Source organism: Arthrobacter sp. SPT-J7, from assembly GCF_059089965.1.
This window is the reverse complement of the sequence record NZ_JBNHFF010000352.1, coordinates 1-2,395: the sequence shown is the minus strand read 5'-3', so window position 1 is coordinate 2,395 and position 2,395 is coordinate 1. Positions and strand designations below refer to the sequence as shown.

The 2,395-nt window shown below is 61.5% G+C and carries 2 protein-coding genes and 1 pseudogene; 1 reads left to right on the top strand and 2 read right to left on the bottom strand.

The window, feature by feature from the left end; all coding sequences use genetic code 11:
- Positions 1 to 223: hypothetical protein (locus AC5RWX_RS32515; RefSeq protein WP_494100295.1), on the top strand; the 223-nt coding region annotated here is incomplete at its 5' end.
- Positions 224 to 490: 267 nt separating this feature from the next.
- Here AC5RWX_RS32515 and AC5RWX_RS32510 read toward each other — a convergent pair.
- Together AC5RWX_RS32510 and AC5RWX_RS32505 are read right to left on the bottom strand one after the other, a co-directional pair.
- Positions 491 to 1,099, bottom strand: a pseudogene (locus AC5RWX_RS32510) (enoyl-CoA hydratase/isomerase family protein); the annotation flags it as partial.
- Positions 1,100 to 1,302: 203 nt separating this feature from the next.
- Positions 1,303 to 2,395 (bottom strand): S-layer homology domain-containing protein (locus AC5RWX_RS32505; protein ID WP_494100294.1); only part of this gene is annotated, 1,093 nt, incomplete at its 5' end.

Genomic DNA, 2,395 nt, shown 5'->3' with positions numbered 1-2,395 from the left:
CACTGGTCTGCACGCCGAAATCCTCGAGCTGCAAAATGATTTGAGGGACTACGCCGCAAGCGTCCTGGGGTCCGGTGACATGAGCCTGCACTTGATGGAAGCGCACGCCGTAGGGAACCAGTTGCGTGAGCTGTTCCAGCCCGTCGTAGTTCCGGATTATTCGACGTCCACCGCTAACCGCGCAGAAGGTCTTGAGCAGTATCCAGACTCAGTGCCGTCTTGACGTACAGCTGCCGACAGTTTTGAGGCGGAGGCTGGCGCTGCGTTAACCACCTTGGCACGGCATGTGCCGCACACTCGCCCGGCGCACGCGAACGACGCATCCGGGCGCACCCGCGACGATGAGGGTGCCGGCGAGTGCTGGGGTGGGAGTCCTCTCGCGAGAAAGCTCTCTCCTCGCCGGCACTTCCCAGTAAACAGCCAACAAAAGCGGGAAACACGAGTAAGCGGTACCCGTTCTGTCAGGCCGGATATACCTGCGTGGCGAGGCTCAACCGCGGAACTGCGGCTCGCGCTTCTCCTGGAAAGCCCGGAAACTCTCGGCATAATCATCGGTCTTGCAGAGCCGTGCCTGCTCGGCGTTCTCCTCCTGCATGGCTTCCCACAGCCCCAGCCGCTGGTTCCGGATGTGTGCCACCAGCTCCTTGCTGGCAACAAACGCCTCGGTGGCGCCGCGAGCCACCCGTGAGACGATCCCCCGCGTCGTCTCCAGCAGTTCGTCCGCCGGCATGGCCCGGCTGAACAATCCCTGTGCCACAGCCTCGGTGCCGCTCATCAGCTCCGCCGTATAGATCAGGTCCAGCGTGCGGTGCATTCCCAGGGGTTCGGTGAAGTACCAGTGCCCGCCTGAATCCAGCGTGGCCCCCAGCTTCGCGAACGGCGACCCGAATTTCGCGTTCTCCGCCACGTACACCACGTCTGTGGCCAGCAGCAGCCCCAAACCTACGCCCAGGCAGGCACCATGGGCCGCCGCGAACGTGGGAGCCGGGAACGCGCTCATCTTCTTCAGCAGCGGCTCCACGAGCCCGCCCAGGTACGCGGCGGCGTCGTCGCTCTCCGGCGCCACGTTTTGGATGTCCCGGCACGCGCAGAAGGCGCGGTATATGACGTTGTGGTGGGCTACCGGTCCAAGCGGGAACCTGCTTCAGCCGACAGCTGAGCGCGGTAATCGGCTGCATATAAGAGGCTCAACTTGGATGCGCCCGCAACGAATCCCGGGGATGTAACTCGACAACGCGTGATGGCAGGACCGCCCCGGCCCTGCCATCATGCGTTTAGTTGTGCTGCAGAAAAGATCCGAGCTTAGGTGACGTTGAAGAACCTATACATGAAGGCCGCCATTGCGTCACGGTTCACCGGCTGGAGGGCCCTGTAAGTCTTACTTCCATCAGGTTCCTGCCAACCAGTCGATATGCCCTTCTCAGCCAGCCAGGACATTTCCTTGTAGAACTGCTGCGTAGTTGAGACGTCAGCAAAAGGAGACTGGGCCGGGGGCGTGTAAGTAGGGGATCCCGCGAGCCGGTAGAGGAATGCAGCCATGGCATCACGATTTACGGACTCAAGAGCACGATAGGTCTTGGTCCCGTTCGGCTCCGTCCAGCCCGTGCTGATCTGCCGCGCCGCAAGCCATGTCATCTCAGAATAGAACTGCTGATCTGCCGTTATGTCCGTGAACGGTGACTGCTCAGGGCTGAAGTGCAAGGGGTTTCCCGCCAGCCGGTACATGAAGGCAGCCATGGCGTCGCGGTTCACCGGCTGGAGGGGGCGGTAGGACGTGGTGCCATCAGCACCCTCCCAGCCCTTGCTGATCCCCTGCTTTGCCATCCACGCAATTTCACTCGCGAACTGGTCGCCGGCCTGAACATCAGAGAACGAGGCGGGTGCAACGGACGACGGATCAGCAGGCCAGATGAACCTTTTTCGGCTGTCATTCGTCGCATCGAGAAGTTGACTCGTCACCTCAAGGGTGAAGCGCAGATCCTTGCCCGACAGGTTCTTTCCCAGCTCCCGGGTGTGCACCATTCCTGGAGCAAGGCTGACTCCGCTGGCAGTTTTTTGGCCGTCAAAGTAGAGGATATACCTGCCGTTCACCGTTGAGCCCGTGGTGTCGATGGAGACACGGCCTGACGCGGCGTCAAACTGGATCACAGGATTAGCGACGGCGGTGGCCGGCCACTCGCACCCCGACTGCTGGTCGTTCACGACCTCCGAGGCGGCCACCTCACGCTCGTAATCCGCGCCAGGGCCCTTGAGCTTGATGAGCGTGGTTGGTCCCATGCATGAAACCGGAACAGACGCTGTATAGCTTCTTGCCGGCTGTCCGGACGAATCCTTCTGCAACGACCAATCCGATTCAGCAAGCGGACGGGAAGTGTCTCCAAAGGTCAACACCATG